Source organism: Streptomyces sp. NRRL B-1347 (assembly GCF_000720325.1).
Lineage (GTDB): Bacteria > Actinomycetota > Actinomycetes > Streptomycetales > Streptomycetaceae > Streptomyces.
Genome location: NZ_JOJM01000072.1, coordinates 26,692 through 52,151 on the forward strand (window position 1 = coordinate 26,692; position 25,460 = coordinate 52,151).

Sequence of the window (25,460 nt, forward strand, 5' to 3'; positions counted from 1 at the left end):
CCCTCCTGCCACTCGTCACTCGGCGGTTGCCGACGTCCATGATGCCGTGGCCCAGTCGGCGATCCGCCCCAGGAGCGCGTCGTCCGCCGCGTGCTCGGCGTGGCCCATGCCCGCTTCCAGCCACAGCTCGGCCGCGCCGGACGCGGCGGCGGCCAGCATCCGCGGATGGTCGAGGGGGAAGTACGGATCCCGGTCCCCGTGCACGATCAGGAGCGGCGTCGGCGCGAGCAGCGGCACCGACTCCGTCGGCGACAGGGGCACCGGGTCCCACTCGCGCGGATGGATGCGGGTGCGCAGGCCGAGGCGGCCCACGGCCCGGCCCGCGGGGCGGGTGACCAGCCAGTGCAGCCGCCGCATCGGCGCGGTGCCCCGGTAGAACCAGCGGGCCGGGGCACTGACCGCGACGACGGCGTCAACCCGCGCTTCCGTGCGCCCCCTGTGCAACGCCGCGTGGCGCAGCACCACGGAGCCGCCCATGGAGAAACCGACGGTCACCACGCGCGTGTGCCCGAGCGAGCGCGCCCAGGCGACGGCCGCCGCCACGTCGAGCACCTCGCGGTCGCCGACCGTGGACCGCCCGCCGGAGGCCCCGTGCCCCCGGAACGAGAACGTGACCACGGCCGCACGCTGCGCGAAGGCCCGCGCCGCCCGCCGCACGTGCGGCCGCGCCCGGTCCCCCGTGAAGCCGTGCGCCACCACGATCGCGGGCCCGCCGACCGGGCCGGGACCGGGGTCGTACGCGGCGTCGAGGCGTACCCCGTCCGCGGTACGGAGCGTGGTACGCAGCGTTGCGCTCCGCTGAACGCGAGTGATCGGGGGCACAGAAGATCGCGCCGTCTGACCTGCCGGACCGGAACTCATGTGGGCTATTCTGCTGCGCAGAGGATCCGGGCAACGCAGCCCCCGGGTCCTTTCGTGCTTTCCGGGCCCGTTGGTACGGACCGCGCGGGACGCGGTCGGTAAACGTAGCCTCAAGACCGGCGAGCACGGACACCTCCCCGGGCGCGGGAGGTGTAGCAACGTACGAAGCAGTGCCCCCACGTCCTCGCACGGGACCCGAGGAGGAACCGACGTAATGGGCGAGCGAAACGTGCACGGCAGTAGGCAGACCCCGTCCCCCCAGGCAGGTGGGGCGCGATGAGCTCTCTGCTGCTCCTGACCAACGCCCTCCAGCCGTCGACGGAGGTGCTCCCCGCCCTCGGACTGCTCCTGCACAACGTACGGGTGGCCCCCGCCGAGGGCCCGGCCCTCGTGGACACCCCCGGTGCCGACGTCATCCTGGTCGACGGGCGCCGCGACCTGCCGCAGGTCCGCAGCCTGTGCCAGCTCCTGCGCTCCACCGGGCCCGGCTGTCCGCTGCTCCTCGTCGTGACGGAGGGCGGCCTCGCCGCCGTCACCGCGGACTGGGGCATCGACGACGTCCTCCTGGACACCGCGGGCCCGGCCGAGGTCGAGGCGCGCCTTCGCCTGGCCACGGGCCGCCAGCAGATCACCGCCGACGGCTCCCCCATGGAGATCCGCAACGGTGACCTGTCCGTGGACGAGGCGACGTACAGCGCGAAGCTGAAGGGCCGGGTCCTCGACCTGACCTTCAAGGAGTTCGAGCTGATCAAGTACCTCGCGCAGCACCCGGGCCGGGTCTTCACCCGCGCCCAGCTGCTGCAGGAGGTCTGGGGCTACGACTACTTCGGCGGCACGCGCACGGTCGACGTGCACGTACGGCGGCTGCGGGCGAAGCTCGGCGTCGAGCACGAGTCGCTCATCGGCACCGTGCGCAACGTGGGCTACCGCTTCGTCGTCCCGGAGAAGCCGGAGAAGTCCGCGAAGCCGGAGGCGCCGGCGAAGCCGCCGCGGTCGGCCCGTCCGGGCGACGACGCGGGCGGGCGGAAGGACGAGGGCGAGGGGACGCCCCCTTCGTCCGCTTCGTCACGACGGACGCCCGCGTCCGTGGCCCGGACGCCCGAGGAAGCGGCCGCACGCCCTGCTCAGGGCTGACTCCATCCGCGTAGACTGCGCGCGTGGCCAAGGTGACGCGGGACGATGTGGCGCGACTGGCGGGTACTTCGACCGCGGTCGTGAGCTACGTCATCAACAACGGACCCCGGCCGGTCGCCCCGGCCACGCGCGAGCGTGTCCTCGCCGCGATCAAGGAGCTGGGCTACCGCCCGGACCGGGTCGCCCAGGCCATGGCGTCCCGCCGCACGGACCTCATAGGCATGATCGTGCCGGACGCACGGCAGCCGTTCTTCGCGGAGATGACGCACGCGGTGGAACAGGCGGCGTCCGAGCGCGGAAAGATGGTCCTGGTCGGCAACTCCGACTACGTGGAAGAGCGTGAGACCCACTATCTGCGGGCCTTCCTCGGCATGCGGGTCTCCGGTCTGATCCTGGTCAGCCACGGTCTGACGGACCAGGCCGCGGCCGAGATCGACGCGTGGGACGCACGCGTGGTGCTGCTGCACGAGCGGCCCGAGGCCATCGACGACGTCGCCGTGGTGACGGACGACATCGGCGGCGCCCAGCTCGCCACCCGGCACCTCCTGGAGCACGGCCACGAGTACGTGGCCTGCGTCGGCGGCATGGCGGACACCCCCACCGTCGGCGACCCGGTCTCCGACCACGTCGAGGGCTGGCGGCGCGCGATGCGCGAGGCGGGCCGGTCGACCGAGGGCCGCCTCTTCGACGCCCCGTACAACCGCTACGACGCGTATCAGCTGGCGCTGGGCTTCCTGAGCGGCCCCGACCGGCCCACCGCGATCTTCTGCTCCACCGACGACCAGGCCATCGGCGTCCTGCGGGCCGCGCGCGAGCTGCGGATCGACGTGCCGGGCGAGCTGGCCGTCGCCGGTTTCGACGACGTGAAGGAGGCGGCGCTCACCGACCCGCCCCTCACGACGGTCGCCTCCGACCGCCCGGCGATGGCCCGCGCGGCCGTCGACCTGGTCCTGGACGACGGCCTGCGGGTCGCCGGGTCGCGCCGCGAGCGGCTGAAGGTCTTCCCGTCACGCCTGGTGGTGCGCAGCTCCTGCGGCTGCGAGGGCTGACGCGGGGGCGACGGCCGCGGGCGACCGCTCAGCCCGTCGGCAGGTCGGGGGTGCGGGCGGCACGAGCGCGGATCAGACCAGCCACAGCTGGCGGACCGACTTGCCGTCACGGGACTTGAGCAGGACCTCGTTGCCCCCGGCCGACTCTCGCTCGACGAGATCAAGCAGCGCCACGGCTCGCCGGATGGTCTCGGTGATCGAGATGCCCTTCTGCTCCTTGTACCAGCGCAGCTTGGCCGCTGTCTCCGCGTTGATGTTCACGCTGAGGCGGGTGACTTGAGTGTCTGCCGCCGTGGTGGGCGTCTCGGTCGTGTTGTCAGCAGGCATGCCAGTTCCCCTCAGAACCTCAGTAGGCAAAGATGTCGCGGGAGCTCCGGACACACGGCGGCCGGGCAGCCCTGTCCAGGTGATTCCCTGAACGCTCCCCGAGCGATCGCAAGCATCCGGGGCCGACCCCGGCGCTGCGGATATGGGCGCTACCTCTCACAGGTCCGCGCCGGCGCACTCCGTGCGCCAGAAATCCAGGTCAGCGCGTGCCGACACCGGCGGTCCCACCGGCGTACGCGCTGGATCTCACGGGGCCCATAAACGGCCGATGAACGCACCCATGACCTGCTCCTCCCAGCCGTGCCCCTCGGAACGTGGCTTCCATGTTGCCCTCCCGCACACATCATGTCAAGCAAATCCGTACCCGATGTGCCTTCAGTACACTTCCAGTGTGCATCAAATCCACATCGAATGTGCGTCGGATGTTGAAATAGATCACATGGAATGTGCTAGCCTCGCTCAGGTGAAGCTTGGGGGTCCTGAGCTGTGGCACGGCCCCCTCGCCCACAGGGCGAGCACCGGAGGGGGCACCACGGATGAATGAGCCGACACCTGCGCACGGGGCGCGCGGGAAGATCCGGCACGTGGCCGTGCAGTTCTGCTGCGCGACGAAGGTGGGCCACCTCACGCCCTACCGCGAATGGCACAACGAGCTGCAGCTCACCGAGGTGCCCGAACTCCCAGCCCCCTTCGGGGAGTTCATCGAAGCGGACGACGAAGACCCCGCGCTCGGCCCCGAAGTGCTGCTGCGCGAGGATGAACTGCCCCTGCCGGACGGCGAGATCTGCCGGATCGGCCCTCCCCTGCCGGTGGAGCGCTGCGACGCGGCGGGACAGGGGTGCCCCACCCACGAATGACGCACACCCAACGCCGGACGACCAATGGCACGAGTAACGAGACGGGGCGGTGCCGCCGACGGCGGCACCGGACCCGGCCCGGGAGGACGAGCAACCGTTGACGGACGCACCGACGTGGCGGCCGGGGCCGCCGGTCCCCTGCTCGCCGGAGTCACCGCCGCAGCCCGTCCCCTGCTCGCCGCACGCGGGAGGATGCCGTGACCACCGGACCCGGTGACGACCTGAGCGAGACCGAACCGCCCTCCGGGGACGGACTCGACCTCGGCTTCCTGCGCGAGCACGTCCAGCCGGGCGGCCGCGGCGCCGAGCGCCCCGCCGAGGCCGGGCCCGCGCTCATCGAGGACGAGCCGCCCTCCGCCGCCGGCCTCGACACCGAGAACTGGCTCAAGATCAGCAAGCAGCGGCACATGAACGAGACCCGGCGGGTGCTGGCCCTCGGGCTCTTCTGGCTCGTCTGCGTCCTGGCCGTGGTCCCCAGCCTCGCCCTGGTCTTCAGCCACTGGACGCACTTCAAGGCCGACAACTACCGCGAGCTGAGCCTCGTCTTCACCCCCGTGGTGGCCCTGGCCAGCGCGGCCTTCGGCTTCTTCTTCGCCAGCGACGAACGCAGCCGCGACCTGTGAGCGCGAGGCCTTTATGTCGGGCAAACAGGGTTCTGCCGGGCTTCTCAGCGCGCGCTCAGAGGGCTCTCATCTACGGCCGTGATGCTCAGGTACATGACCGAGAGCTTCCGCCACAGCGGCGAGTACCTCCAGCAGCAGGCCTCCCCTGGGCACCACGGCGGTACGCAGGGCGCGTACCCGCCCCCGCCCGCCCATGAGCCGGAGCCCGCCGGGCCGCCCGCGGGCGCGCACCGGCGCCGCGCCAAGGGGCCCGTCGCCCTCCTGGCCGCGGTCGCCCTCGCCGCCGCGGCCGTCGGCGGCGGCACCGCCTACGCCGTGCAGACCCTCACCGGCGACGACAGCGGGACCGGCGCGAAGAACATCAACGGCACGAGCGTCTCCGCGGGCAGCAAGGGCACCGTCTCCGGCGTCGCCGCCGCCGTGACGCCGAGCACCGTCGAGATCAACGCCACCGGCAACGCGGGCAAGTCCACCGGCTCCGGCGTGATCATCACCTCCGACGGCGAGATCATCACCAACAACCACGTCATCTCCGGCGCCACCGCCATCACCGTGCGGACCAGCGACGGCAAGACGTACCAGGCCAAGACGGTGGGCACGGACAGCAAGAAGGACCTCGCGCTCATCAAGCTGGAGGGCGCGTCGGGCCTGAAGGCCGCGAGCCTCGGCGACTCCGACAAGGTCCAGGTCGGCGACGAGGTCGTCGCGATCGGCTCGCCCGAGGGGCTGACCGGGACCGTCACCAGCGGCATCATCTCCGCCCTCGACCGGGACGTGACCGTGTCCGCGGACCCCGGCAAGGGCGGCGGCCAGGAGCGGCAGGGGTCCGGCGGCGGCTGGCCCTTCGAGTTCGGCGGCCAGGAGTTCAACGGCGACACGGGGTCGTCGAAGACGACGTACAAGGCGCTGCAGACCGACGCGTCGCTCAACCCCGGGAACTCCGGGGGCGCCCTCATCGACATGAACGGGAACATCGTCGGGATCAACTCCGCGATGTACGCGCCCAGTTCGGGCAGCGGTGGGGCCGGGGGGTCCGGCGACTCCGGCAGCGTCGGGCTCGGCTTCGCGATCCCCGTCAACACGGTGAAGGCGGACCTGGCGAAGCTGCGGGCGGGCGCGGACGGCTGAGGCCTCGCGGGGCGCCCCAGGCCCGCCCCTTCCCGCTCCGGGGGCTCCGCCCCCGTACCCCCGGTCCTCAAACGCCGGACGGGCTGAAACTTCCAGCCTCTCCGGCGTTTGAGGAGCGGGGTCTGGGGCGGAGCCCCAGTTCGGGAAGGGGCGGGCCTGGGGCGCACCCGCGAGGGCCCGTGCGACGCTGATAGCACCCCTGACCGCACCGGACCCGAGGAAGACCCACACCCATGAGCCCCGCCGAAGGCGACCCGCAGCGGATCCTGATCGTGGACGACGAGCCCGCCGTACGCGAGGCGCTCCAGCGCAGCCTCGCCTTCGAGGGCTACGGCACCGAGGTCGCCGTGGACGGCGCGGACGCCCTGGAGAAGGCCGCCGCGTACCGCCCCGACCTCGTCGTGCTCGACATCCAGATGCCCCGCATGGACGGCCTGACGGCCGCCCGCAGGCTCCGCGCCACCGGCTCGACGACGCCGATCCTGATGCTCACCGCCCGGGACACGGTCGGCGACCGCGTCTCGGGCCTGGACGCGGGCGCGGACGACTACCTGGTCAAGCCCTTCGAGCTGGACGAGCTCTTCGCCCGCATCCGCGCCCTGCTGCGGCGCAGCTCGTACGCGGTCGCCGCCGGGCGGACGACGGAGAGCGAGGTGCTCGCCTTCGCCGATCTGCGGATGGACCTCTCCACCCGCGAGGTGACGCGCGGCGCGCGCACGGTGGAGCTGACCCGCACCGAGTTCACGCTCCTGGAGATGTTCCTCGCGCACCCGCGCCAGGTGCTCACCCGGGAGCAGATCCTGAAGGCGGTGTGGGGCTTCGACTTCGAGCCGTCGTCCAACTCCCTGGACGTGTACGTCATGTACCTGCGCCGCAAGACCGAGGGCGGTGGCGAGCCGCGCCTGGTGCACACGGTGCGGGGCGTGGGGTACGTACTGCGCGCGGACGGCGCGGGGACCGGCGGCCGCGAGTGAAGGGCCTGGTGCGCCGTCTGAAGGCGCTGCCGCTGCGCTCGCGGCTCGCGCTGCTGGTGACGGCGGCGGTGGCGTTCGCGGTCGCCGCGGCGGCGGTGGCGTGCTGGTTCGTGGTGCGCAACGTGCTGGTCAGCTCGCTGGACGACGCGCTGAGCGAGCGCCGCACCAGCTCGCTCGACGACCAGGTCCGCAGCATGATCGACGACACCGGACGGTGCGGGCGCGCGTCCATCGGGCGGACCAACAGGCCGGATCTGTATCAGCAGATCTTCCAGGTGGTCGACCAGAACGGCAACGCCTGCATCGTCCTGGGGCGGCCGGACATCACGCTCCAGCTGAAGAAGTCCGACACCGAGGTCGCGCTGCGCGAGCGGGCCGAGTCCTTCCACGACGCCACCACGTCCGACGGCGTGAAGTACCGCGTCTACACCTATCCAATGCCCGGTCAGCCCCTGGCGATCTCCATCGCCCGGCCCCTCAACGAGGTCCAGGACACCCTGAGCAACCTCGTCCTGGTGCTGTCCCTGGTGGCCGGGGTGGGCGTCGTCGGCGCGGGCGCCGCGGGCCTGTGGGTGGCCCGCACCGGCCTTCGTCCCGTGGACGAGCTGACGGCCGCCGTCGAGCACGTGGCCCGTACCGAGGACCTGGGTCTGCGCATCCCGACGGAGGAGGCGAGCGACGACGAGATCGCCCGTCTGTCCCGGTCCTTCAACGCCATGACGTCGGCCCTGGCCTCCTCCCGCGACCTCCAGCAGCAGCTGATCGCCGACGCGGGGCACGAGCTGCGCACCCCGCTCACCTCGCTGCGTACGAACATCGAGCTGCTCGCCCGCAGCGAGGAGACGGGCCGCGCCATCCCGCCCGACGACCGCCGGGCGCTGCTCGCGTCGGTCAAGGCGCAGATGACGGAGCTCGCCTCGCTCATCGGCGACCTCCAGGAGCTGTCGCGCCCGGACGCGGCGGGCGAGAGCAAGGTGCAGGTCGTCGCGTTGCACGAGGTCGTGGACGCGGCCCTGCAGCGGGCCCGGCTCCGCGGTCCGGAGCTGACGTTCGAGGCGGACCTCACGCCGTGGTACGTCCGCGCGGAGCCGCCCGCCCTGGAGCGGGCCATCGTCAACGTCCTGGACAACGCGGTGAAGTTCGGCCCGCCGGGCACGGCCATCGAGGTCGCCCTGAAGCAGGGCGTCCTGACCGTGCGGGACCACGGCCCCGGCATCCCGCCGGACGAGCTGCCCTACGTCTTCGACCGCTTCTGGCGCTCCCCCACCGCCCGCAGCCTCCCGGGCTCCGGGCTCGGCCTCTCCATCGTGGCCCGCACGGTCCGCCAGTCCGGCGGCGAGGTGACCCTGGGCCCGGCCCCCACCACCGGAACGGTCGCCACGATCACCCTGCCGGGTGCCCCGACGCCGCCGCCCGCGGCGCCCTGACGAACCCCGTACGAAAACAAACGAGACGCAACGTCTTGCCAAGGCGTCGCGAAGGCGCTATGGTGAAGCCACTTCGAACGAGACGGACCGTCTCGTCTCGGAATTTGACCCTATCGCCTGCGAAAGAAGCCTCATTTGTTCCGTGTTCCCGCAGTCACCGCCGCCCGTACCACCGCCGCCTCGCAGCTCACGCTCGCCGACGTCACCAAGCGCTATCCGCACCACGTCGTTCTCGACCGCGTCTCGCTCACCGTCCGTCCCGGCGAGAAGGCCGGGGTCATCGGGGACAACGGCTCGGGGAAGTCCACCCTGCTCCGGCTGCTCGCCGGGGCGGAGCGGCCCGACAACGGCACGGTGACCGTGGTCGCGCCGGGCGGGGTCGGGCATCTCGCGCAGACCCTCGACCTGCCGGGTTCGGCGCGCGTCGGCGACGCCGTCGACCTCGCCCTCGCCGAACTCCGCGCCCTGGAGCGGCGGATCGAGACCGCGGGGGCCCGGCTCGACGAGCGCGAACCGTCCTCGTACGCGAAGTACGCCGAGGAGTACGCCGCCCTCGTCGAGGAGTTCGAGGCCCGCGGCGGCTACGGCGCCGACCGGCGCGTCGACGTCGCCCTGCGCCACCTGGGCGAGCACACCGGCCTCGACCGCGCGCGGCGGCTCGGCACGCTCTCCGGCGGGCAGCGCTCCCGCCTGGCCCTTGCCGCCACGCTCGCCTCCGCGCCCGAGCTGCTGCTGCTCGACGAGCCCACCAACGACCTCGACGACGAGGCCGTCGCCTGGCTGGAGGAGCGGCTGCGCGCCCACCGGGGCACGCTCGTCGCCGTCACCCACGACCGGACGTTCCTCGACCGCGTCACCGACACCGTCCTGGAGGTCGACCACGAGACCCGTTCCGTACGCCGCTACGGCAACGGCTACGCGGGATATCTGACCGCCAAGGCCGCCGAACGGGCCCGCCTCGAGCGGGAGTACGAGGAGTGGCGTGCCGAGGTGGCCCGACAGTCGCGGCTCGCCGACTCCCACATCGGGCGGCTCGACGCGATTCCGCGCAAGGCGCCCGCGGCGTTCAGCGGCGCGGGGGCCTTCCGCGCCCGGTCGCGGGCGCACGGCGCGATGAGCCGCATCCGGGACGCGCGGGAGCGCCTCGCGCGGCTCGCCGCGAACCCGGCACCCCGGCCGGCCGAGCCCCTGCGGTTCACCGCGGCCATCGCCGGGGCCGCGGACCGGGCCGTCGAACTCGCCGACGTGCGCGTGCCGGGGCGGCTCTCGCTCGACTCCCTGCACGTGCCCGCGGGCGGGCGCCTCCTCGTCACCGGGCCCAACGGCGCGGGCAAGTCCACGCTGCTGCGCGTGCTCGCGGGCGAGCTGGCCCCCGAGCCGGGCGCCACGGTCCGCAGGCCCGCGCGGGTCGGCCTCCTCCGGCAGGTGGAGGAGCCGCTGACCCGGCTCGGGGAGACCCGCTCGGTGCTCGCCGCGTTCGGCGCCGACCGCGCCGACGAGCTGCTCGCGCTCGGGCTCTTCCGGGAGCGGGACCTGGCCCGGCCGGTGCGCGACCTGTCCACCGGGCAGCGGCGGCGGCTCGCCCTGGCCCGCCTGGTCAGCGAGCCGTACGACCTGCTGCTGCTCGACGAGCCGACGAACCACCTGGCGCCCGCCCTCGTGGAGGACCTGGAGGCGGCGCTCGCGACCTACCCCGGCACGGTGGTCGTGGTCAGCCACGACAGGAAACTCCGGGAAGCCTTCCCGGGCCCGACCCTCAGCCTCGGCTGAGGCACCGCGCCCTGCCGCCCACCACCCTCGCCGGGCCTAGTCGCCGAAGCCGATGCCGTAGCCCTCGACGCCCGCTCGGATTCCGTCCCGTTCGACCGTCACGTCGCGCAGCGCCACCGCCCCCTCGCCCGGCAGCTCCGGGAGTTGGAAGGCGAGGGTGAGGCGGTCGACGAGGACGGGGCGGGTGAGTTCTTCGAGGCCCTTGAGGAGGGCGGGGTCCAGGCCGAGGCGGCGGAGCAGCTCGGGGTGGCGGCGGGCCACGTCCAGGAGGTTCAGGCGCATCACGTCGTCGACGAACCGGGGCGACCCGGTGAGCTCGTTGAGCTTGGCGTCGCTGCGCAGCGCCTCGCGCACGGCCGCGTCGGGCAGGCCGAGCCGGTGGGCGATCGCCGGCACCGCGAGGAGCGCCTCGGCCCGGTCCGACTCGCGGGCCACCCGCCCGGCGGACTTCCGGCTCAGGTGCAGCCCCTCGGAGGCCCGCGCGCCGGGCCGGTACGTCGCCAGGTCGCCGATGTCGAGCCGCATCCGGTCGATGTCGGTGGCCACGCCGCGCACGCCGACCCGCTCGATGTGGGCGTCGGCGCGCACCTTCAGGTCGTGCCCGGCGACGGGCAGCGTGCCGCGTGCCAGGACCTGGTCGCGGCCGTGCCCGGTGAAGGTGACCTGCGAGGCGCCGAGTTCGCGGTTCAGGTCGTCGAAGGAGAGCAGCACCTCGCCGTGCATCTTGTCGATGAGGGCGCCGGTGAGGGAGGTGGGCCCGTCGCCCTTGAGGGTCACGTCCGTCGCGGTCGCCGAGACCTTCGCGAGCGAGACCCGGTCGGCGGCGACGTCGGGGACGGTGACCTCGACCTCGTCCAGGCGCTGGTCGAGGACCTGGGTGAGGAAGGGGAAGCCCTCGATGTCGACCTCGGGCGCCGCGCTGAGGTTCAGCTGGTCCTTGAGCTTGGCGGCGGCCTCGTGCTCGGCGTACAGCAGCGCCCAGCGGTCGGCGAGGACGAGGAAGGCGGCGCCGACGGCGAGCGCGACGAGGGTCTTCGCGGCGAACGGGAGCCCGGCGAACCGGTTGCGGCGGCGTCGGCTGCCGCGCCGGTGGTTGGGCGGGGACCAGGGCTCGTCGTCCGCGTCCCCGACGTCCTCTTCGAGGAAGTCGTCCAGCGGGTTCGGCGCGAGCTCGGCCAGTTCGTCGTACGGGTTGGGCTTCGCTATGGGGTCAGTCGTGGGGGCTATGCGGTGGGGGGAACGCATCAGGTGATCTCACCACACGCTCACACCCCACCCCAAGCCTCACTGCGGAGAGTTACTTCACAACCGTGATCCGGTCGGCCTTCGGCGGCGCGATCGGCTTGGCGGCCGAGGAGTTCGCGGCGAAGTAGTCGTTGAGCGCCTTCAGGTCGTCCGCGCCGACCAGCGGCTTCGTGCCCTTGCCCAGCTCGGCGAAGCCGTCACCGCCGCCCGCGAGGAAGGAGTTGAGGGCGACGCGGTAGGTGGCGTTCGCCGCCAGCGGCTGACCGTTCAGCTTCACCGATTCGGTGACGATCCGGTCCGCGCCCGTCTTCGTCATGTCCAGCGTGTACGTGAGTCCCGCCGAGATCTGGAGGATCTTCGGGGAGGCCTCGTTCGGGCCGCTGACCTGCTGGCGCAGGGCGGTGAGCAGCTGCGCGCCGGTGAGGTCGACGAGGTTCACGGTGTTGGCGAACGGCTGCACGGTGAACGCCTCGCCGTAGGTCACGACGCCGTCGCCCTCGCCGCCGCTCGCCTTGTGGACGAGGTCGGAGCGGATGCCGCCCGGGTTCATCAGGGCCACGGCGGCCTTCGGGTCCAGGGACTTGGCGTGCGCGAGCTGCGCGTCGGCGATGAGGTCACCGAGCGGCGACTCGGGCGTCGCGGCACCGCGGCCGGGGATGTCGCCGGAGATGTAGCCGACGGGCCTGTTGGCGATCGGCGCGGCCAGCTTGTTCCAGCGGTCGATCAGGCGCGTCATGTCGGCGGCCTTGGGCTGCGTACGGCTGACGACGTGGTTGGCCGACTTCACGCCGGTGCGCACGATGTCCTTGGTCTTGCGGTCGTACGTCAGCGTGGTGTCGGTGTAGAGCTTCCCGTAGGAGGACGCCGACGTGACCATGCGCGGCTTGCCCGCGGGGTCGGGGATGGTGCAGACGTACGCCTGGTGCGTGTGGCCGGTGACGAACGCGTCGACCTTGGGCGAGGCGTTCTTGGCGATCGCCGCGATCGGGCCGGAGATGCCGTCGCCCGCGCCCGGCGAGTCGCAGTCGTAGTTGTAGGCCTGGCTGGCCGGGGAGCCGCCCTCGTGGATGAGGGTGACGATCGACTTCACGCCCTGTTTGTCGAGGACCTTCGCGTACTTGTTGATCGTCTCGACCTCGTCGTGGAACTTCAGGCCCTTGATGCCGTCGGCCGAGACGATGTCCGGGGTGCCTTCGAGGGTGAGGCCGATGAAGCCGATCTTCACGCCCTTGTGCTTCCACACGTAGTAGGGCTTGAGGAGGGACTTGCCGGTCTTCTCCTTGGTGACGTTGGCCGTCAGGTAGGGGAAGTCGGCGCCCTCGAACTTCTTGGCCTTGCCGTGCTTGTCCTTCTCGTAGCAGCCGTCCTTGGGGTGACAGCCGCCGTTCTGGATGCGCGACAGTTCCTTGGCGCCCTCGTCGAACTCGTGGTTGCCGACGCTGGAGACGTCCAGGTCCATCTTGTTCAGGGCCTCGACGCTCGGCTCGTCGTGGAAGAGGCCGGACAGGAGCGGGCTCGCGCCTATGAGGTCGCCGGCCGCCGCGGTGATCGAGTACGGGTGGCCCTTCCGGGCCGTGCGCAGGGAGGTCGCCAGGTACTCGGCGCCGCCCGCGTCGACCTTCTTCTCCGTGCCGTCCGGCTGCTTCTCGGTGACCTGGCCCGAGGACCCGGCGGGCGCCTGGAGGTTGCCGTGGAAGTCGTTGAAGGAGAGCAGCTGCACATCGACCGTGCGCTTCTTGCCGTGGTGGCCCACGGCCGCCATCCGGTCCTGACCCTGCTCCTGGCCCGCGGCGGCGGGCAGCGCGGCGGCGAGCGCGCCGACGGTGGCGAGGCCCGCCGTGAGGGCGAGCACCCGGGCGGCTCTGCGCCTCGGCCTGCGTGGCTGGGATGTGGCTGACACGTGTTCCCCTGGGGTGGTGTGGACGACTGGGGCCGTGCGGAAGCCTATGGTCAACGCGCGTAGCGCAACAGAGTCCCGGTGGTTACAGCCTGATAGCCATTCACCGCCGCCCAGGCGCTGTCGTGCCGTCGCCACCCTTCGACTTACCCTCGGATCCATGACAGACGAGACGCCCGCCAGGACCCCCGCCGCCCTCCGCCAGATCGACACGTACGACGTGCTCACGGACGAGCAGGCCGCCGCCGTGCTCGCGCTCCTCGCGGAGGCCGCGCGCACCGACGGCCAGCAGGCCGTGTCCGAGCAGGGGCGGCTCCAGCTGCGGAACTTCACAGCGTCGCGCAGCGACTCGGTTGAGGGTGGTGGTGGGCGACGGGCGGGCGGCGCCCGCGAGGGCGTGCGGCATCTGCTCCTGACGGTCGACGGCGAACTCGTGGGCTACGCACAGCTGGAGGACAACGACCCCGTGGAGGCCCCGGCCGCCGAGCTGGTGGTGCACCCGGCGCACCGCGGCCACGGGCACGGGCGGGCGCTCGGCACCGCGCTGCTCGCGGAGTCCGGCAGGCGGCTGCGGGTGTGGGCACACGGCGGGCACTCCGCGGCCCGGCACCTGGCGCAGGTGCTCGGCCTCACCCTGTTCCGCGAGCTGCGCCAGATGCGGCGCCCCCTCGACGGCCTGGACCTCGACGAGCCGGTGCTGCCCGAGGGCGTGCGCGTGCGCGCCTTCGTCCCCGGCGCGGACGACGCGGCGTGGCTCGCGGTGAACGCGGAGGCGTTCGCGCACCACCCGGAGCAGGGCTCCCTGACGCAGCGGGACCTCGACGACCGCAAGGCGGAGCCGTGGTTCGACCCGGCCGGGTTCTTCCTCGCCGAGCGCGGGCCCGAGGGCGGAGCCGAACTGATCGGCTTCCACTGGACGAAGACGCACGCGGCGGAGCGCCTCGGCGAGGTGTACGTCCTCGGGGTGCGCCCCGGCGCGCAGGGCGGCGGCCTCGGCAAGGCGCTCACCGCGATCGGCCTCCGCCACCTGGCCGCGGCGGGCCTGCCGACGGCGATGCTGTACGTGGACGCGGACAACAAGGCGGCGGTGAACGTGTACGAGCGCATGGGCTTCACCACCCACGAGACGGACCTGATGTACCGCACGGAGTCCTGACGGGGGACCTCCGGGACGGCTCGTCGCGCTGCGCGCTCGTCCTCAAACGCCGGACGGGCTCAGCCCCCCGGCACGGGCCCGCCGCCACGAACGCCGACCCGCGCCGCTCGCGTCCGGGGCGAACTCGGAGCGGGGCCGCACCAGTTCGTCCGGGCCGCGCGGCTGACCGGGGCGCCGTGTAGACGCCTGGGAGTCCCCATGCGCACTCCCAGGCGTCATGTCGGCGTAACCAATGATTCAGACAGGCTTGCGACGCTCAGGCAATGCAGCCCCCCACCGTGCCCGACCCGGTGCAGGACCGTGCGCGCCACAACGGCCGGGTCCGTCCCGCGCCCGCGCTCTCCGGCGCGCCCGCCGGGGGTGGCGCGCGGAAGAATAAGACCATGAGCGAGCCCACCGCGCAGACCGAAGCCCCGAGCCCCGACTCCGACGGCATCCGGCACGTCCAGCCCTCCGTGGGCGCCCTCGCCGCGCACCGGCCGCACACCGTCGCGGCCGCCGTGTCCGACCTCGATCCGGACATCGACGCCGACCTCGACGCGTACGACGAGGACGCCCAGACCGGCCACGACGGCACCGCGCTGCCGCAGGGCCGCTTCCTGGACCGGGAGCGCAGCTGGCTCGCCTTCAACGAACGCGTCCTGGAGCTCGCCGAGGACCCGGGCACCCCGCTCCTGGAGCGGGCGAACTTCCTGGCGATCTTCGCCTCGAACCTGGACGAGTTCTTCATGGTCCGGGTCGCGGGCCTCAAGCGCCGCATCGCGACCGGCGTCGCCACCCGCTCGGCCTCCGGCCTCCAGCCCCGCGAGGTCCTGGAGCTCATCTGGAACCGCTCCCGCGAGCTCATGGCCCGGCACGCCGCCTGCTACCAGGAAGAGGTCGCCCCCGCCCTCGCCGACGAGGGCATCCACGTGGTGCGCTGGCACGAGCTCACCGACAAGGAGCAGTCCCGGCTCTACACGCTGTTCATGCAGCGCATCTTCCCCGTGCTCACTCCCCTGGCCGTGGACCCCGCCCACCCCTTCCCCTACATCTCGGGCCTGTCCCTGAACCTCGCCGTGGTGATCGAGAACCCGGTCACCGGCCACGAGCACTTCGCCCGCGTCAAGGTCCCGCCGCTGCTCTCCCGCTTCCTGGAGGCCTCGCCGCAGCGGTACGTCCCCATCGAGGACGTCATCGCCGCGCCCAAGCACCTCCAGGAGCTGTTCCCGGGGATGAACATCCGGGAGCACCACATGTTCCGGCTCACCCGGAACGAGGACCTGGAGGTGGAGGAGGACGACGCGGAGAACCTCCTCCAGGCCCTGGAGAAGGAGCTCATGCGGCGCCGCTTCGGGCCGCCGGTGCGCCTGGAGGTCGAGGAGTCCATCGACAAGGACGTCCTCGACCTGCTGGTGCGCGAGCTGAAGATCAGCGAGGCCGAGGTGTACCCGCTGCCGGGGCCGCTCGACCTCACCGGCCTGTTCGCCATCGCGGGCCTGGACCGGCCCGAGCTGAAGTACCCCAAGTTCGTCGCGGGCACCCACCGGGACCTCGCCGAGGTCGAGTCGGCGTCCGCGCCCGACATCTTCGCCGCCCTGCGCGGCGGCCACGACGTGCTCCTGCACCACCCGTACGACTCGTTCTCCACGTCCGTGCAGGCCTTCCTCGAACAGGCCGCCGCCGACGAGAACGTGCTCGCCATCAAGCAGACCCTGTACCGCACCTCCGGCGACTCGCCGATAGTGGACGCGCTCATCGACGCCGCCGAGTCCGGCAAGCAGGTCCTCGTCCTGGTGGAGCTCAAGGCCCGCTTCGACGAGCAGGCCAACATCAAGTGGGCCCGCAAGCTGGAGGAGGCGGGCTGCCACGTCGTCTACGGCCTGGTCGGCCTGAAGACCCACTGCAAGCTGTCGCTCGTCGTCCGCCAGGAGGGCGACCAGCTGATGCGCTACTCGCACGTCGGCACCGGCAACTACCACCCCAAGACCGCGCGCCTGTACGAGGACCTGGGCCTGCTCACCGCCAACCAGGAAGTCGGCGCGGACCTCTCGGACCTGTTCAACCGGCTCTCCGGCTACTCGCGCCGCGAGACCTACCGCCGGCTGCTCGTGGCCCCGCGCTCCCTGCGCGACGGCCTGATCACCCGCATCAACCGGGAGGTCCAGCACCACCGCGCGGGCCGCCCCGCCTACGTCCGCATCAAGGTCAACTCGATCGTCGACGAGGCCATCATCGACGCGCTGTACCGCGCCTCGCAGGCGGGTGTCACGGTGGACGTGTGGGTGCGCGGCATCTGCGCGGTGCGGCCCGGGGTCGCGGGCCTTTCCGAGAACATACGCGTGCGTTCCGTGCTCGGCCGCTTCCTGGAGCACTCCCGGGTCTTCGCCTTCGGCAACGGCGGCGAACCGGAGGTGTGGATCGGCAGCGCCGACATGATGCACCGCAATCTCGACCGCCGCATCGAGGCGATGGTGAGGGTCATGGCCCCGGCTCACCGGGCCACCCTCAACCGGCTGCTCGAGACCGGCATGTCGGACACCACGGCCTCGTGGCACCTGGGGGCGGACGGCAACTGGACGCGGCACGCCACGGACCCGGAAGGCCAGCCCCTGCGGAACGTACAGGAGATGCTCATAGACGCCCGGAGGCGCCGGCGTGGCACAGCAACACCATGAGATGACGGCGGGCGAGGCCCTGTCGGTCTACCTGCAGGACCAGGCGACCGACTTCCTCCGCTCGCTGCGGCTGCACCGCGATTCCTCCACGGACGCACAGGGCGCCGAGGAGTCGCTCGCCGCGGCCCGCTCGCTGCGCCGCGCCGCGCGCCGCGTCGGCGCCACGCTGCACACCTTCCGCCCCCTCCTGGACCAGGAGTGGGCGGAGGGGCTCCGGCCGGAGCTGGCCTGGCTCTCGGGCACGCTCGCACGCGAGCACGCCTACGCGGCCCGCCTGGACCGCCTCTTGGGCGCCCTCCACCGCTTGTCGACTCCGGCGCCAGCTCTGCCCGTTCCTACTGTGGGCAATCGTCCCGCGGGGCGAGTGGGGGATCCCCTGCCCGAGCGAAGCCGAGAGCTTGGGGAGGGGTGGGCACAGCCCCCGGCGCCCCGCACCGGCGAAGCAAGGCCCGGCGCCAGGAAACCGGCGGGCCAGCTCGCCGTGGGCGCAGCCAAGGCCGCCGCCCTGCTGGAGCGGCAGCTGACCCTGGCCCGCACCCGGGCCCACTCCGCCGCCCTCCAGGCCTTCGGCTCCTCCCGCTTCCACGCCGTAGCCGACAACGTCGCCGTCATGGCCAGCGACGTCCCCCTGCGCCCCGCACCGGACGCGGACCTGAAACCCCTGGCAGCCGCGGCCGAGGCCCACCTCACCGAGGCCGTCGCCGCCCTGCCCCTGCTGCGCGCGGGCCACCCGTACAACGCCGAGGCCCTCGTCCACGGCCTGGCCGCCGACACGGCACCGGAGGCCCAGGACGCCCCCTGGCTCAAGGTCCGCTCCCTGCTGCGCCTGCACCGCTACGCCCAGGAGGTCCTGCTCGGCGCCGCCCCGCCGGACGCCCGGCTCACGGCGGCGGGCGCGGCCCTGGACCGGCACCGCGAGGCCGCCGACGCGGCATCGGCGGCCGCGGCCGCGGCCCGCACTCCGCGCATCGCCCCGGCCACCGCGTACGCGCTCGGCGTCCTGCACGCCGACCAGCGCCACGAGGTGGAGGCGGCGAGGTTCGCGTTCCAGCAGGCGTGGCTGCGGGAGGCGGTCACGGCACCGTGAGCCGGAGGGCGGTCCGATGACCGGAGCACCGGAGCCGATCAAGGCGGCGGGCTGCGTCCTGTGGCGCCGCTCCACCGCCCCGGACGGCCTGGTCCTCTGCGTGGTCCATCGGCCGAAGTACGACGACTGGAGCTGGCCGAAGGGCAAGATCAAGTCGGGCGAGACGCTCCTGGCCTGCGCCCTGCGCGAGGTCGAGGAGGAGACGGGCCAGCGCTGCGCGCCGGGCCCCCCGCTCCCCATGGCCCGCTACGTCGCGAACGGCCGCCCCAAAGAGGTCCACTACTGGGCCGCGGAAGCCCTCGGCGGCCACTTCACCCCCAGCCGCGAGGTCGACCGCGTCCGCTGGCTCGCCCCGCACGAGGCCCGGGTACGCCTCACCCAGCTCCGCGACCGCCAGCTCCTCGACGCCTGTCTGGCGACCCTGTACGCCCTCGGGACGCTCTGATCCCGCCCCCACCTGCGGTCCCGCCTCCCACAAGGGGCGTGCACTACCCAGCGCGCGCTCACAAATGCGCGCCCAGCAAAGCTTTCACACGCCTGTCGACGTAATCAGCCCGTGACCTAACCACAAAGTCCGCGTAGGTTCACCGCTCGTTCACTTACGCCCATCGGCGGCTTCACCTGTTCTGCCTAATTTCGGCCTTACGCGGTGCGACGGCGCGATCGTCGAGAAAGCTCCGCCCCGCGTGCTCGAACCAGCGGCCGCCACGGCCACCCGAACCACTTCGCACGCCGCCACGAACAGGCCAGTCACGGCCGGCGGCTCCCGGAAGGAACTCCCGAAAGTGAAGCTTCAGCGCATGAACCGGCGGGCCCTCACCCTCGGTGCTCTCGCCGTCTCCGGCGCCCTGGCCCTCACGGCGTGCGGCTCGGACGACGACGGCAACAGCAACGGCGGCAAGAAGACCACCGCCAACAGCAACATCGACTGCGAGGGCGCGAAGGGCCAGCTCATGGCCTCCGGCTCGTCCGCCCAGAAGGGCGCGATCGACGCCTGGGTCAAGCAGTACCGCGCGGCCTGCAAGGACGTGCAGCTGCAGTACAAGCCCGACGGCTCCGGCGCCGGCATCACCTCCTTCCTCCAGGGCCAGACCGCCTTCGCGGGCTCCGACTCGGCCCTGAAGCCGGAGGAGATCGAGAAGTCGAAGAAGGTCTGCAAGGACAGCCAGGCCATCGACCTGCCGATGGTCGGCGGCCCGATCGCGATCGGCTACAACGTCCCGGGCGTCGACAGCCTCACCCTGGACGCCAAGACCGTCGCCGACATCTTCAACGACAAGATCAAGACCTGGGACGACAAGGCGATCCAGAAGCTCAACCCGGACGCCAAGCTCCCCAGCACCAAGATCCAGGCCTTCCACCGCTCCGACGAGTCCGGCACCACGGACAACTTCACCAAGTACCTGAAGGGCGCCGCGCCCGCCGCCTGGCCGCACGAGCCGGCCAAGATCTGGGCGGCCAAGGGCGGCCAGTCCGCGAGCGGCTCCTCCGGCGTCGCCCAGCAGGTGAAGCAGACCGAGGGCGCCATCTCCTACATGGAGCTGTCGTACGCCAAGGAAGGCATCAAGACCGTCGACATCAAGACGGACGCCAAGGAGCCGGTCAAGGCCACCGTCGACAACGCCTCCAAGGCCATCTCCGAGGCCAAGGTCGTCGGCAAGGGCAAGGACATGGCCATGGAGCTGAACTACAAGCCCAAGGCCGAGGGCGCGTACCCGATCATCCTGGTCACGTACGAGATCGTCTGCGAGAAGAACAACAACAAGGACACCCTCGCCACGACGAAGTCCTTCCTGAACTACATCGCCAGCGAGGACGGCCAGTCCGTGCTCAAGGACGAGTCCTACGCGCCGATGCCGGCCGAGATCATCACCAAGGTCCGCGAGACCGTCAAGGCCCTGAGCTGAACCTGAGCGCGGCCCGCCTCCCCGGCGGGCCGCGCCGTCCGGTGCACCGCCGCCTGGAGCCGCCCGCGCCCACCGCACGGCCGGCTCCGCAGACCGGAGAACCCCATGGACATACCCACCGACACTCCTCCCCCGCCCTCGACCGTCGAGGACGCCAAGCCCACCACCACCGAGCAGAAGCGCGCCGCACGCGGCGCCACCCGCCCCGGTGACCGGATCTTCCTCGCGCTCTCCCGGGGCTCCGGCATCACGCTGCTGCTGATCATGGCCGCCGTCGCGGCCTTCCTCGCCTACCGCGCGTCCATCGCGCTCGCGGACAACGAGGGCAGCTTCCTCACCACCTTCGAGTGGGACCCCGCGGGCGCCCTGCACGACGGCAAGCCCTACTTCGGCATCGCCGTCCTGGTCTTCGGCACCATCGTGAGCTCGATCATCGCGCTCGTGATCGCCGTGCCCGTGGCCATCGGCATCGCGCTGTTCATCTCGCACTACGCGCCGCGCAGGCTCGCCTCCCCCATCGCCTTCGTGATCGACCTCCTGGCCGCCGTGCCGTCGATCGTGTACGGCCTGTGGGGCGCCCTCGTGGTCGCCCCGAAGCTCACCGGCCTCTACAGCTGGCTCGACGACTACTTCGGCTGGACCGGCATCTTCGAGTACGAGGGCGGCGCCCCGCGCTCGCTGATGACCGTCGGCATCCTGCTCGCGATCATGATCCTGCCGATCATCACCAACGTGAGCCGCGAGGTCTTCCTCCAGGTCCCGAAGATGCACGAGGAGGCCGCGCTCGCCCTCGGCGCCACGCGCTGGGAGGTCATCCGCATGTCGGTGCTCCCCTTCGGCCGCTCGGGCATCATCTCCGCCTCGATGCTGGGCCTCGGCCGCGCGCTCGGCGAGACGATCGCCGTGGCCACCGTGCTCTCCCCGACCTTCGTGATCCAGGCCTCCGTGCTCGACTACGGCGGCGGCACGTTCGCGCAGAACATCGCCAGCAAGTTCAGTGAGGCCAGCGAGTACGGCCGGGACGCCCTCATCGCCTCCGGTCTCGTCCTCTTCGTTCTCACTCTTCTTGTCAACGGCGCGGCCCGGATGATCATCGCCCGCCGCAAGGAGTACTCGGGGGCCAACGCATGAGCACCACCACCGTCAAGCCCGCGCCCGCCGGCCTGAAGGCCGCGCGCCTGCCCCGCTGGACGCCCTACGTCGTCGCGGCCGGCTCGCTCGCCGTCGCCAGCGCCGTCGGCCTCGCGGCGGACCTGAGCTCCCGCATCCAGTGGGGCCTGATCGCGGCCCTGCTGTTCGTCGGCGTCTCCTACGCCCTCGCGGCCCGCGTGGAAGGCCCCCGCCAGGCCAGGGACCGCCTCGCCACCTCGGTGGTGTGGGTGATGTTCCTGCTGGCCGTGATCCCGCTGGCCTCGCTGATCTACGAGACCGTCAAGCGCGGTGCGAAGGTCCTCGACGGCTACTTCCTCAGCCACTCCATGGGCGTCGTCGCCGACGACGAGACCGGCGGCGGCATCTACCACGCGATCATCGGCACCCTGGAGCAGGTCGGACTCGCCTGCCTGATCGCCGTGCCGATCGGTCTGCTCACCGCGATCTACCTCGTCGAGTACGGACGCGGCAAGCTCGCCAAGGCGGTCACCTTCTTCGTCGACGTGATGACGGGCATCCCGTCCATCGTCGCGGGTCTGTTCGTCCTCAGCTTCTGGATCCTGATCCTGGGCTTCGACTTCTCCGGCTGGGCCGGCGCCATGGCGCTTTCGATCCTGATGATGCCGGTGGTCGTGCGCTCCACCGAGGAGATGCTGAAGCTCGTCCCGAACGAGCTGCGCGAGGCATCGCTCGCCCTCGGCGTACCGAAGTGGCGCACCATCCTGAAGGTGGTCCTGCCGACCGCGATCGGCGGCATCACGACCGGCGTCATGCTGGCGGTGGCCCGCATCGCGGGCGAGACGGCCCCGGTGCTGCTGCTCGTGTGGACGAACCCCTTCATCAACACGAACCCGTTCGACGGCCCCCAGGGCTCCCTGCCGCTGTACATCTACCAGCAGTACGCGTCCGGCACGAACGCCGGATACGACCGCGCCTGGGCGGCGGCCCTCACCCTGATCGCCTTCATCATGATCCTCAACCTCGTGGCCCGCGGCATCGCCCGCTGGAAGGCCCCGAAGACCGGTCGCTGAGGCGACTTCATTCGGCTCCGCCGAGTGGGGCCGTACGCGACCAACAGCAGACTTCTCGAAAGCAGTGATCCCCATGGCCAAGCGAATCGACGTCTCGGGCCTGAACGCCTTCTACGGCTCGCACAAGGCAATCGAAGACATCTCCATGACGGTCGAGCCCCGCTCGGTGACGGCCTTCATCGGCCCCTCCGGCTGCGGCAAGTCCACGTTCCTGCGCACCCTGAACCGCATGCACGAGGTCACGCCCGGCGGCCGCGTCGAGGGCAAGGTGCTCCTCGACGGCGACGACCTGTACGGCTCCGGTGTCGACCCGGTGAACGTGCGCCGCACCATCGGCATGGTCTTCCAGCGCCCGAACCCCTTCCCCACGATGTCGATCTACGACAACGTGGCCGCGGGCCTGAAGCTCAACGGCTCGTACAAGAAGTCCGAGCTGAGCGACATCGTCGAGAAGTCGCTGCAGGGCGCCAACCTCTGGAACGAGGTCAAGGACCGCCTCAACAAGCCCGGCTCCGGCCTCTCCGGCGGCCAGCAGCAGCGCCTGTGCATCGCACGGGCGATCGCCGTGGAGCCGCAGGTGCTCCTCATGGACGAGCCCTGCTCCGCCCTCGACCCGATCTCCACCCTCGCCATCGAGGACCTGATCGGCGAGCTGAAGGAGCGCTTCACGATCGTCATCGTGACGCACAACATGCAGCAGGCGGCCCGCGTCTCGGACCGTACGGCGTTCTTCAACCTCGCGGCGGTCGGGCAGCCCGGCAAGCTCGTCGAGATCGACGACACCGAGCGCATCTTCTCCAACCCGTCCGTCCAGGCCACCGAGGACTACATCTCCGGCCGCTTCGGCTGAGCCGCCCCCGACTCCCCGCGGTGCTGCATGGCGGTGCCACCGCGGGGAACGCAAAAGGGCCCGCCCCCGGCTCCCGGGGGCGGGCCCGCGTGCGTGCGGCTGCCGGAGTTACAGGAACGCCAGATTCACGATCCAGAAGCTGACCGCGGCGACGATCGCGGCCGCGGGCATGGTGATGAACCAGCCGAGAATGATGTTCTTGGCGACCCCCCACCGCACGGCGTTGACCCGCTTCGTGGCGCCCACACCCATGATCGCCGAGGTGATCACATGCGTCGTGGAGATCGGCGCGTGGAACATGAAGGCGGTGGTGAACATGATCCCCGCGCCCGTGGTCTCCGCCGCGAACCCCTGCGGCGGGTCGAGCTCGATGATCTTCCGGCCGAGCGTCCGCATGATCCGCCAGCCACCGGCGTACGTACCGAGCGACAGCATCACCGCGCAGGAGATCTTCACCCAGACCGGGATCGGGTCGCCCGGGTTCTCGACGTCGGCGATGACGAGGGCCATCACCACGATGCCCATGGTCTTCTGCGCGTCCTGCAGGCCGTGCCCGAGCGCCATGCCGGCGGCCGACACGGTCTGGGCGATCCGGAAGCCCCGCTTGGCCTTGTGCGGGTTGGCCTTCCGGAACATCCACATGATCGCGCACATCACGAGGTAGCCGACCACGAGCCCGACGAGCGGCGAGAGGAACATCGGGATGACGATCTTCTCGATGACACCCGACCAGATGACCCCGATGCCACCGGCGAGCGCGGCACCCACGAGACCGCCGAAGAGCGCGTGCGACGAGGACGAGGGCAGGCCGAAGTACCAGGTGACGAGGTTCCAGACGATCGCGCCGACCAGACCGGCGAAGAGGATCCACATCCCCTTGGTGCCGTGCGGCGTCTCGATCAGCCCTTCGCTGACCGTCTTGGCGATGCCGCTGCCGAGGAAGGCACCGGCCAGGTTCATCACCGCGGCCATGGCGAGCGCCGCGCGGGGCGTCAGCGCACGCGTGGAGACGGAGGTGGCGATGGCGTTCGCGGAGTCGTGAAAGCCGTTCGTGTACGTGAAACCGAGCGCGACACCGATGGTCACGACCAGAGCGAAGGTGTCCATGAAGTGACTCAGGACTCCTTGACCGCGATGGTCTCCACGGTGTTCGCCACGTGCTCGAACGCGTCGGCGGCCTCTTCGAGGACGTCCACGATCTGCTTGAGCTTCAGGACCTCGATGGCGTCGTACTTGCCGTTGAAGAGGTGGGCGAGCAGCTTGCGGTGGATCTGGTCGGCCTGGTTCTCCAGGCGGTTGACCTCGATCCAGTATTCGGTGAGGTTGTCCATGGTGCGCAGGTGCGGCATGGCCTCGGCCGTGAGCTCGGCGGCCCGGGCGAGGACCTCGATCTGCTGCTCGACGCCCTTCGGGAGCTCCTCGACCTGGTACAGAACGACCAGGTCGACGGCCTCCTCCATGAAGTCCATGATGTCGTCGAGCGAGGACGCGAGGGAGTAGATGTCCTCGCGGTCGAACGGCGTGATGAACGAGGAGTTCAGCTGGTGGAAGATCGCATGCGTCGCGTCGTCCCCCGCGTGTTCCGCGGCCCGCATACGCTCTGCGATCTCGGCTCGGGCCGAGGCGTCGGCCCCGAGCAGTTCCATCAGGAGCTTCGAGCCAGTGACGATGTTGTCCGCGGATGCGGCGAACATGTCGTAGAAGCTCGTCTCCCTGGGGGTCAGACGAAATCGCACGTGGGGTCCTCGGGGTGCTTTGGATGCGGTCAGGCTGATGCTAGGCGCATCATCTGGCCACGGCTAACCGGCCATACCCCAGTGTCGCCCATCAGGCACAGTGATCAGCACACCACCCGAGAAATCCAGTACCATATACCCACTAGGGGTATGCACAGGAGGACGCGATGACGACCACAGAGGCGGCCGCGGCGGCCACGGGCACCGAAGCGCCCTCCGGCTCGGAGCAGACGGCGGACCACGCGGGGCACCAGACGCACGGGTACCACAAGCAGAAGGACGAACACCTCAAGCGGCTGCGCCGCATCGAGGGCCAGATCCGCGGCCTGCAGCGCATGGTCGAGGAGGACGTCTACTGCATCGACATACTCACCCAGGTCTCGGCCGGCACGAAGGCGCTGCAGTCCTTCGCCCTGCAGCTCCTGGAGGAGCACCTGCGGCACTGCGTCGCGGACGCGGCGGTCAAGGGCGGCGACGAGATCGACGCGAAGGTCGAGGAGGCCACGAAGGCCATCGGCCGCATGCTCCGCACCTGACGCCTGCGGCGCGCCGAACAGCGGGCCCCGGCTGCAGCAGGCCCCTTCTCCCACCC

23 protein-coding genes are annotated in these 25,460 nt (G+C 71.4%); 17 read left to right on the forward strand and 6 right to left on the reverse strand.

Going from position 1 to position 25,460, the window contains the following annotated elements; all coding sequences use genetic code 11:
- Positions 1-15: 15 nt before the first annotated feature.
- Positions 16-861, reverse strand: coding sequence for an alpha/beta hydrolase (locus tag IG74_RS0137705; RefSeq protein ID WP_078869401.1), 846 nt, complete (start codon positions 859-861; stop codon positions 16-18).
- A 276-nt stretch (positions 862-1,137) separates the two neighbouring features.
- On the opposite strand from IG74_RS0137705, the gene IG74_RS0137710 reads away from it, so the two are divergent.
- Both IG74_RS0137710 and IG74_RS0137715 read left to right on the forward strand, forming a co-directional pair.
- Complete coding sequence (locus IG74_RS0137710) at positions 1,138-1,995, forward strand: response regulator transcription factor (protein WP_030686707.1); 858 nt, start codon at positions 1,138-1,140, stop codon at positions 1,993-1,995.
- Between the two features lie 23 nt (positions 1,996-2,018).
- The gene (locus IG74_RS0137715; RefSeq protein ID WP_030686709.1) at positions 2,019-3,044 is read left to right on the forward strand and encodes a LacI family DNA-binding transcriptional regulator; all 1,026 of its coding nucleotides are present in this window, start codon (positions 2,019-2,021) and stop codon (positions 3,042-3,044) included.
- 72 nt (positions 3,045-3,116) lie between these two features.
- Here the strand turns inward: IG74_RS0137715 and IG74_RS46610 are convergent, their stop codons facing one another.
- Positions 3,117-3,371 carry a hypothetical protein gene (locus tag IG74_RS46610; protein ID WP_037826732.1) on the reverse strand — a complete coding sequence of 85 codons (255 nt, stop codon included), beginning with the start codon at positions 3,369-3,371 and terminating at the stop codon, positions 3,117-3,119.
- A gap of 536 nt (positions 3,372-3,907) precedes the next feature.
- On the opposite strand from IG74_RS46610, the gene IG74_RS0137725 reads away from it, so the two are divergent.
- The 6 genes from IG74_RS0137725 (at position 3,908) to abc-f (ending at position 10,150) form a co-directional block, all read left to right on the forward strand.
- Positions 3,908-4,228, forward strand: a complete 321-nt coding sequence (locus IG74_RS0137725) for a hypothetical protein (protein ID WP_158857920.1) — start codon at positions 3,908-3,910, stop codon at positions 4,226-4,228.
- Between the two features lie 197 nt (positions 4,229-4,425).
- Complete coding sequence (locus tag IG74_RS0137730; RefSeq protein ID WP_030686716.1) at positions 4,426-4,851, forward strand: hypothetical protein; 426 nt, start codon at positions 4,426-4,428, stop codon at positions 4,849-4,851.
- Between the two features lie 93 nt (positions 4,852-4,944).
- On the forward strand, positions 4,945-5,979 hold the full coding sequence (locus IG74_RS0137735) for a S1C family serine protease (RefSeq protein WP_030686719.1): 1,035 nt from the start codon (positions 4,945-4,947) through the stop codon (positions 5,977-5,979).
- 233 nt (positions 5,980-6,212) lie between these two features.
- A complete protein-coding gene (locus tag IG74_RS0137740) occupies positions 6,213-6,953 on the forward strand; it encodes a response regulator transcription factor (RefSeq protein WP_030686720.1) in 741 nt (246 codons plus the stop codon).
- A complete protein-coding gene (locus tag IG74_RS0137745) occupies positions 6,950-8,380 on the forward strand; it encodes an ATP-binding protein (protein ID WP_030686722.1) in 1,431 nt (476 codons plus the stop codon). Before IG74_RS0137740 ends, IG74_RS0137745 begins: the two co-directional genes overlap by 4 nt.
- Positions 8,381-8,515: 135 nt before the next feature.
- Complete coding sequence (gene abc-f / locus IG74_RS0137750; protein WP_030686724.1) at positions 8,516-10,150, forward strand: ribosomal protection-like ABC-F family protein; 1,635 nt, start codon at positions 8,516-8,518, stop codon at positions 10,148-10,150.
- 36 nt (positions 10,151-10,186) lie between these two features.
- On the opposite strand, the gene IG74_RS0137755 is transcribed toward abc-f, so the two are convergent.
- Both IG74_RS0137755 and IG74_RS0137760 read right to left on the reverse strand, forming a co-directional pair.
- Positions 10,187-11,395, reverse strand: coding sequence for a DUF2993 domain-containing protein (locus tag IG74_RS0137755; protein ID WP_030686727.1), 1,209 nt, complete (start codon positions 11,393-11,395; stop codon positions 10,187-10,189).
- 52 nt (positions 11,396-11,447) lie between these two features.
- Positions 11,448-13,295, reverse strand: coding sequence for a bifunctional metallophosphatase/5'-nucleotidase (locus IG74_RS0137760; protein ID WP_030686729.1), 1,848 nt, complete (start codon positions 13,293-13,295; stop codon positions 11,448-11,450).
- A gap of 157 nt (positions 13,296-13,452) precedes the next feature.
- On the opposite strand from IG74_RS0137760, the gene mshD reads away from it, so the two are divergent.
- The 8 genes from mshD (at position 13,453) to pstB (ending at position 23,132) form a co-directional block, all read left to right on the forward strand.
- Positions 13,453-14,448, forward strand: coding sequence for a mycothiol synthase (mshD, locus tag IG74_RS0137765; RefSeq protein WP_030686732.1), 996 nt, complete (start codon positions 13,453-13,455; stop codon positions 14,446-14,448).
- Between the two features lie 383 nt (positions 14,449-14,831).
- The gene (locus IG74_RS0137770; RefSeq protein WP_030686734.1) at positions 14,832-17,105 is read left to right on the forward strand and encodes an RNA degradosome polyphosphate kinase; all 2,274 of its coding nucleotides are present in this window, start codon (positions 14,832-14,834) and stop codon (positions 17,103-17,105) included.
- Positions 17,086-18,192, forward strand: a complete 1,107-nt coding sequence (locus IG74_RS0137775; protein WP_030686736.1) for a CHAD domain-containing protein — start codon at positions 17,086-17,088, stop codon at positions 18,190-18,192. The genes IG74_RS0137770 and IG74_RS0137775 overlap by 20 nt, the downstream gene beginning before the upstream one ends.
- Positions 18,193-18,208: 16 nt before the next feature.
- Positions 18,209-18,637 carry an NUDIX hydrolase gene (locus IG74_RS0137780; RefSeq protein WP_030686738.1) on the forward strand — a complete coding sequence of 143 codons (429 nt, stop codon included), beginning with the start codon at positions 18,209-18,211 and terminating at the stop codon, positions 18,635-18,637.
- Between the two features lie 340 nt (positions 18,638-18,977).
- On the forward strand, positions 18,978-20,099 hold the full coding sequence (pstS, locus tag IG74_RS0137785) for a phosphate ABC transporter substrate-binding protein PstS (RefSeq protein WP_030686742.1): 1,122 nt from the start codon (positions 18,978-18,980) through the stop codon (positions 20,097-20,099).
- Positions 20,100-20,204: 105 nt separating this feature from the next.
- Positions 20,205-21,230 carry a phosphate ABC transporter permease subunit PstC gene (gene pstC / locus IG74_RS0137790; protein WP_030686744.1) on the forward strand — a complete coding sequence of 342 codons (1,026 nt, stop codon included), beginning with the start codon at positions 20,205-20,207 and terminating at the stop codon, positions 21,228-21,230.
- The gene (gene pstA / locus IG74_RS0137795) at positions 21,227-22,282 is read left to right on the forward strand and encodes a phosphate ABC transporter permease PstA (protein ID WP_030686746.1); all 1,056 of its coding nucleotides are present in this window, start codon (positions 21,227-21,229) and stop codon (positions 22,280-22,282) included. Before pstC ends, pstA begins: the two co-directional genes overlap by 4 nt.
- 73 nt (positions 22,283-22,355) lie before the next feature.
- The gene (gene pstB, locus IG74_RS0137800; protein ID WP_030686749.1) at positions 22,356-23,132 is read left to right on the forward strand and encodes a phosphate ABC transporter ATP-binding protein PstB; all 777 of its coding nucleotides are present in this window, start codon (positions 22,356-22,358) and stop codon (positions 23,130-23,132) included.
- Positions 23,133-23,240: 108 nt separating this feature from the next.
- Here pstB and IG74_RS0137805 read toward each other — a convergent pair whose 3' ends face one another.
- Positions 23,241-24,239 carry an inorganic phosphate transporter gene (locus IG74_RS0137805; protein ID WP_030686751.1) on the reverse strand — a complete coding sequence of 333 codons (999 nt, stop codon included), beginning with the start codon at positions 24,237-24,239 and terminating at the stop codon, positions 23,241-23,243.
- 8 nt (positions 24,240-24,247) lie between these two features.
- Positions 24,248-24,868, reverse strand: coding sequence for a DUF47 domain-containing protein (locus IG74_RS0137810; protein WP_016644813.1), 621 nt, complete (start codon positions 24,866-24,868; stop codon positions 24,248-24,250).
- Positions 24,869-25,035: 167 nt separating this feature from the next.
- Here IG74_RS0137810 and IG74_RS0137815 point away from each other — a divergent pair, with 167 nt between their 5' ends.
- Entirely contained in the window at positions 25,036-25,404 is a 369-nt protein-coding gene (locus IG74_RS0137815; protein WP_030686754.1) for a metal-sensitive transcriptional regulator, read from the forward strand.
- Positions 25,405-25,460 lie beyond the last annotated feature (56 nt).

Bases quoted from the DNA above. Each gene is read 5' to 3' on its own strand.
- IG74_RS0137815 (WP_030686754.1), top strand. From the start codon at position 25,036: ATGACGACCACAGAGGCGGCCGCGGCGGCCACGGGCACCGAAGCGCCC.
- IG74_RS0137780 (WP_030686738.1), top strand. From the start codon at position 18,209: ATGACCGGAGCACCGGAGCCGATCAAGGCGGCGGGCTGCGTCCTGTGG.
- mshD (WP_030686732.1), top strand. From the start codon at position 13,453: ATGACAGACGAGACGCCCGCCAGGACCCCCGCCGCCCTCCGCCAGATC.
- IG74_RS0137705 (WP_078869401.1), bottom strand. From the start codon at position 861: ATGAGTTCCGGTCCGGCAGGTCAGACGGCGCGATCTTCTGTGCCCCCG.
- IG74_RS0137755 (WP_030686727.1), bottom strand. From the start codon at position 11,395: ATGCGTTCCCCCCACCGCATAGCCCCCACGACTGACCCCATAGCGAAG.
- pstC (WP_030686744.1), top strand. From the start codon at position 20,205: ATGGACATACCCACCGACACTCCTCCCCCGCCCTCGACCGTCGAGGAC.
- IG74_RS0137740 (WP_030686720.1), top strand. From the start codon at position 6,213: ATGAGCCCCGCCGAAGGCGACCCGCAGCGGATCCTGATCGTGGACGAC.
- IG74_RS46610 (WP_037826732.1), bottom strand. From the start codon at position 3,371: ATGCCTGCTGACAACACGACCGAGACGCCCACCACGGCGGCAGACACT.
- pstB (WP_030686749.1), top strand. From the start codon at position 22,356: ATGGCCAAGCGAATCGACGTCTCGGGCCTGAACGCCTTCTACGGCTCG.
- IG74_RS0137725 (WP_158857920.1), top strand. From the start codon at position 3,908: ATGAATGAGCCGACACCTGCGCACGGGGCGCGCGGGAAGATCCGGCAC.
- IG74_RS0137805 (WP_030686751.1), bottom strand. From the start codon at position 24,239: ATGGACACCTTCGCTCTGGTCGTGACCATCGGTGTCGCGCTCGGTTTC.
- pstA (WP_030686746.1), top strand. From the start codon at position 21,227: ATGAGCACCACCACCGTCAAGCCCGCGCCCGCCGGCCTGAAGGCCGCG.
- IG74_RS0137770 (WP_030686734.1), top strand. From the start codon at position 14,832: ATGAGCGAGCCCACCGCGCAGACCGAAGCCCCGAGCCCCGACTCCGAC.
- IG74_RS0137710 (WP_030686707.1), top strand. From the start codon at position 1,138: ATGAGCTCTCTGCTGCTCCTGACCAACGCCCTCCAGCCGTCGACGGAG.
- IG74_RS0137735 (WP_030686719.1), top strand. From the start codon at position 4,945: ATGACCGAGAGCTTCCGCCACAGCGGCGAGTACCTCCAGCAGCAGGCC.